Origin of the sequence: Streptomyces sp. UNOB3_S3, assembly GCF_020740895.1 — a bacterium.
Taxonomy (GTDB): domain Bacteria; phylum Actinomycetota; class Actinomycetes; order Streptomycetales; family Streptomycetaceae; genus Streptomyces.
In genome coordinates this window covers 1-5,129 of the sequence record NZ_JAILXP010000457.1, presented here as the reverse complement: position 1 = coordinate 5,129, position 5,129 = coordinate 1, and the positions used below count along the sequence as shown (strand labels likewise).

The window sequence follows — 5,129 nt, the reverse complement described above, 5'->3', positions numbered from 1 at the left end:
GCCGACAACGTCTGGCGCTTCGAGCCCACCCCCCGCATCTCGACGTACATCACCGCGCTGATCGCCGGCCCGTACCACTCGGTGCACAGCTCGTACGAGAAGGACGGGCAGTCCGTCCCGCTGGGCATCTACTGCCGTCCCTCGCTCGCCGAGTTCCTGGACGCCGACGCGATCTTCGAGGTCACGCGGCAGGGCTTCGACTGGTTCCAGGAGAAGTTCGACTACGCCTACCCCTTCGCCAAGTACGACCAGCTCTTCGTGCCGGAGTTCAACGCCGGCGCCATGGAGAACGCGGGCGCGGTCACCATCCGCGACCAGTACGTCTTCCGCTCGAAGGTCACGGACGCCTCGTACGAGGTGCGCGCCGAGACGATCCTCCACGAGCTGGCCCACATGTGGTTCGGCGACCTGGTCACCATGGAGTGGTGGAACGACCTCTGGCTGAACGAGTCGTTCGCCACGTACACCTCCATCGCCTGCCAGGCCTACGCCCCCGGCAGCAAGTGGCCCCACTCGTGGACCACGTTCGCCAACTCCATGAAGACCTGGGCGTACCGGCAGGACCAGCTGCCCTCCACCCACCCGATCATGGCGGAGATCCGTGACCTGGACGACGTCCTGGTCAACTTCGACGGCATCACCTACGCCAAGGGCGCGTCCGTCCTCAAGCAGCTGGTCGCCTACGTCGGCATGGACGCCTTCTTCCAGGGCGTGCAGGCCTACTTCAAGGCCCACGCCTACGGCAACACCCGGCTCTCCGACCTGCTGGGCGCCCTGGAGAAGACCTCCGGCCGCGACCTGAAGGCCTGGTCGAAGAAGTGGCTGGAGACGGCGGGCATCAACATCCTGCGCCCCGAGATCACCACGGACGCCGCCGGCGTCATCACCGCCTTCGCCGTCCGCCAGGAGGCCCCGGCCCTGCCCGCCGGCGCCAAGGGCGCTGTGTCCGATGATGCGGCTCCGCCGCGTGGCACCCTGCGTCCGCACCGCATCGCGATCGGCCTCTACGAGCTGAAGGACGGCAAGCTCGTCCGCCAGGAGCGCGTCGAGCTGGACGTCGACGGCGAGCTCACCGAGGTCCCGCAGCTGGTCGGCAAGGCCCGCCCCGCGGTCGTGCTGCTCAACGACGACGACCTGTCGTACGCCAAGGTGCGTCTGGACGCCGAGTCCCTGGCGACCGTCACCCAGCACCTGGGCGACTTCGCCGAGTCCCTCCCCCGCGCCCTGTGCTGGGCCTCGGCCTGGGACATGACCCGCGACGGCGAGCTGGCCACCCGCGACTACCTGGACCTGGTCCTCTCGGGCATCGCCAAGGAGTCGGACATCGGCGTGGTGCAGTCGCTCCAGCGCCAGGTCAAGACCGCCCTGGAGCTCTACGCCTCCCCGGCCTGGCGCGAGACGGGCCTGGCGAAGTGGACCGAGGCGACGCTCACCCACCTGCGCGCGGCGGAGCCGGGCAGCGACCACCAGCTGGCCTGGGCCCGGGCCTTCTCGGCCACCGCCCGCACCGACGCCCAGCTGGCCCTGCTCGCCGGGCTGCTGGAGGGCACCGAGACCGTCGAGGGCCTGGTCGTCGACACCGAGCTGCGCTGGGACCTGCTCGGCCGGCTGGCCGCGACGGGCCGCGCCGACGAGAAGGCCATCGCCGCCGAGCTGGAGCGCGACAAGACGTCGGCGGGCGAGGAGCACGCCGCGTGGGCGCGGGCCGCCCGCCCGACGGCCGAGGCCAAGGCCGAGGCCTGGGCGTCGGTCGTCGAGTCCGACAAGCTGCCCAACGCGGTGCAGGAGTCGGTCATCAGCGGCTTCCAGCAGGCCGACCAGCGCGAGCTCCTCGCGTCGTACGCGGAGCGGTACTTCGCGGTGGTCAAGGACGTCTGGGGCAAGCGCAGCCACGAGATGGCCCAGCAGATCGCGATCGGCCTCTACCCGGCCCTCCAGGTCTCCCAGGCCACGCTGGACGCCACGGACGCGTGGCTGGCCTCGGCCGAGCCGAACGCCGCGCTGCGGCGGCTGGTGACGGAGGCTCGCGCGGGCGTCGAGCGGGCGCTCAAGGCGCAGGCGGCGGACGCGGCCGCGACGGCGTAGTCCGTAGTCCGCGCCGACGCGCGTCGTCCTCGAACGCCGGACGGGCTGCTGTGCCTTGTCCTCAAACGCCGGACGGGCTGCTGTGCCTTGTCCTCAAACGCCGGACGGGCTGATGTCACAGCCCGTCCGGCGTTTCGGCTATCCCTGGCGCGCGGCGCGGCGGGCCAGCAGGGCCTGGCGGCGCTCTTCGAACTTACGGCCCTGGTCGTCCAGGTCCTCCATGAACAGGCCCAGCTCCTCCTGGGCCTGGAGACCCTCCGGGCCCAGCCCGTCGATCTCCAGGACCTTCAGGAAGCGCAGCACCGGCTGCAGCACGTCGTCGTGGTGGATCCGCAGGTTGTAGATCCCCCCGATCGCCATCGTGGCGGCCGCCCGCTCGAAGCCGGGGATGCCGTGGCCCGGCATCCGGAAGCCGGTGACGACGTCCCGCACCGCGCTCATCGTCTGGTCGGGCGCCAGCACGAAGGCCTGCTTGAGCAGGTTGCGGTAGAAGACCATGTGAAGGTTCTCGTCGGTGGCGATCCGCGCGAGCATGCGGTCGCAGACCGGGTCGCCGGAGTGGTGGCCGGTGTTGCGGTGCGAGATCCGCGTGGCCAGCTCCTGGAAGGCGACGTAGGCCACCGAGTGGAGCATGCTGTGGCGGTTGTCGGACTCGAAGCCCTCCGACATGTGCTGCATCCGGAACCGCTCCAGCGCGACCGGGTCGACGGCACGCGAGGTGAGCAGGTAGTCGCGCATGACGATGCCGTGCCGCCCCTCCTCCGCCGTCCAGCGGTGCACCCAGGTGCCCCAGGCCCCGTCGCGGCCGAAGAGCTGGGCGATCTCGTGGTGGTAGCTGGGGAGATTGTCCTCGGTCAGCAGGTTGACGACGAGGGCGGTGCGCCCGATGTCAGTGACCTTGGACTGCTCGGGCGCCCAGGCCTCGCCGCCCATGACGCCGTCGAAGTTCCGCCCGTCGCTCCACGGCACGTACTCGTGCGGCATCCATTCCTTGGCGACCTTCAGGTGGCGGTTCAGCTCGGTCTCGACGACTTCCTCGAGCGCGTACAGCAGACGGCTGTCGCTCCATACGGCCGAGCCGGGGGAAGTGGGGGCGATGGTCACGGGCAGCTCCTGGAACGATCATCACCTACGGTGGCGTAGGTTACGACACCGTAGGTTAACCGTCCCCCGAACGCCAAAGCCCGTGGTCCCTACAGCGAAAAGGGCGGCAAAAAAGCCGGCACCCCGAGGGGTACCGGCTTTCGCTTCCGCGCGGTGGTGTCAGCGCGAGTGGTGAGTGTTGACGGTGTGGGTCGCGGCGTTGTCGGAGTTCCTGGCGAGGACCATGGTCAGGCCCGCGATGACCAGGAAGAGGACGATCGGTGCGGCCACGTAGAGGCCGAGCGTATTGATCACGCTCAGGCCGGGGCCCGGGTCGTCACCGTCGTCGCGGGTGAGCGCGAACGCGGGGGACGACATCAGCAGCATCAGCAGCGTGCCGGCGGAGATCGCACCGGCGCGCACGGCGTTCTTGTTGACCTTATTGCTCACAACCTCAAATTATCGGACCGGCGTGGGGGCCGCGCGCCCGGGGTGGCCTATCGACCCCCGTCCCGACCCGGGGACCCGCACCCGCCAGGGCCCGTACCTCGTCCACCAGGGCCTGGAGCCGGGGCGAGGCCACCAGCTCCTCCAGCGACAGCGGCCGGCCCGAGGCGTCGGCGACGGGCAGCCGCCAGTTCGGGTACTGGTCCCAGGTGCCCGGCAGGTTCTGCGGGCGGCGGTCCCCGACCGCGTCCGGCAGCCAGACGCCGACCAGCCGGGCCGGGGTGCGCAGCAGGAAGCGGTGGACGGCCAGGACCGCCCCCTCCTCGTCGCCGGGCCCCTCCGGCAGCAGGCCCAGCCGGCCGAGGACGGCCAGCCAGCGGGCGACGTCCGCCGCGTCCTCGCGCTGCTCGACGTCGAGCGGCCGGGTGAGCAGCCCGAGCCGGTGCCGCAGCGCCACATGGTCGCCGGTCAGCCGGGCGGCGGTGCTGGGCAGGTCATGGGTGGTGGCGGTGGCCAGGCAGGCCTCGCGCCAGCGCTCCGGGGGCAGGGGTTCGGGATTCTCGCCGGACGCGTAGTCCTTCTCGAACCACAGCACCGAGGTGCCGAGCACCCCGCGCTCGGCCAGGGCCTCCCGGACGCCGGGCTCGACGGTGCCCAGGTCCTCGCCGATGACGGCGGCGCCCGCGCGGTGCGCCTCCAGGGCGAGGACGCCCAGCATCGCCTCGGCGTCGTAGCGCACATAGGCGCCGCGCCGGGGCTCGTGGCCCTGGGGCACCCACCAGAGCCGGAACAGGCCCATCACATGGTCGATCCGCAGCGCCCCCGCGTGCCGCAGCAGCCCGCGCAGCAGATCGCGGTAGGGGGCGTAGCCGGTGGCGGCGAGGGCGTCGGGGCGCCAGGGCGGCAGGCCCCAGTCCTGGCCGTGGGGGCTGAAGGCGTCGGGGGGCGCGCCGATGGACATCCCGGCGGCGAAGGCGTCCTGCTGGGCCCAGGCGTCCGCGCCGGAGGGGTGGACGCCGACGGCCAGGTCGTGGACGAGGCCGATCCGCATGCCGGCGTCGCGGGCGGCCCGCTGGGCGGCGGCCAGCTGCCCGTCGGTGAGCCAGGCGAGCCAGCAGTGGAAGTCGACGCGGTCCAGCAGCTCGCCGCGGGCGCGGGCGGTGCGGGCCGAGCGGGGGTCGCGCAGCCCGGCGGGCCAGGACCGCCAGTCGGGGCCGTGGGCCTCGGCGAGGGCGCACCAGGTGGAGTGGTCGTCGAGGGCCTGGCCGCCCTCGGCGAGGAAGGTGGCGTAGGCGGCGCGGCGGCCGGGGGACGCGGGGACGGCCCGCAGCAGCTCCAGGGCCCGGCGCTTGAGCTCCCAGACGGCGTCGCGGTCGATCAGCGCGCCGTGACGCAGGACGGCCTCGCGGAGGGCGGCGGCGCGGGTGAGCAGCGTCCCGGCCTCCTCGCGCGCCGCTCCGGTCAGATAGGCGAACTCGGGGATCTCCTCGACGCGCAGGTGGACGGGGTCGGGG

The 5,129-nt window shown here is 72.3% G+C and carries 4 protein-coding genes; 1 reads left to right on the top strand and 3 read right to left on the bottom strand.

The features are described 5' to 3' along the window. Nucleotides 1-2,085 (top strand): aminopeptidase N (gene pepN / locus K6I33_RS31615; protein ID WP_229357983.1); only part of this gene is annotated, 2,085 nt, incomplete at its 5' end. A gap of 138 nt (nucleotides 2,086-2,223) precedes the next feature. Here pepN and K6I33_RS31610 read toward each other — a convergent pair. From K6I33_RS31610 to malQ, 3 genes are all read right to left on the bottom strand, one after another. Then, a complete protein-coding gene (locus K6I33_RS31610) occupies nucleotides 2,224-3,189 on the bottom strand; it encodes an acyl-ACP desaturase (RefSeq protein WP_229357982.1) in 966 nt (321 codons plus the stop codon). A 159-nt stretch (nucleotides 3,190-3,348) separates the two neighbouring features. Further along, nucleotides 3,349-3,618 (bottom strand): hypothetical protein, encoded by a 270-nt coding sequence (locus tag K6I33_RS31605; protein ID WP_229357981.1) that lies wholly within the window; start codon nucleotides 3,616-3,618, stop codon nucleotides 3,349-3,351. A 4-nt stretch (nucleotides 3,619-3,622) separates the two neighbouring features. Beyond that, nucleotides 3,623-5,129 (bottom strand): 4-alpha-glucanotransferase (gene malQ, locus K6I33_RS31600; protein ID WP_229357980.1); only part of this gene is annotated, 1,507 nt, incomplete at its 5' end.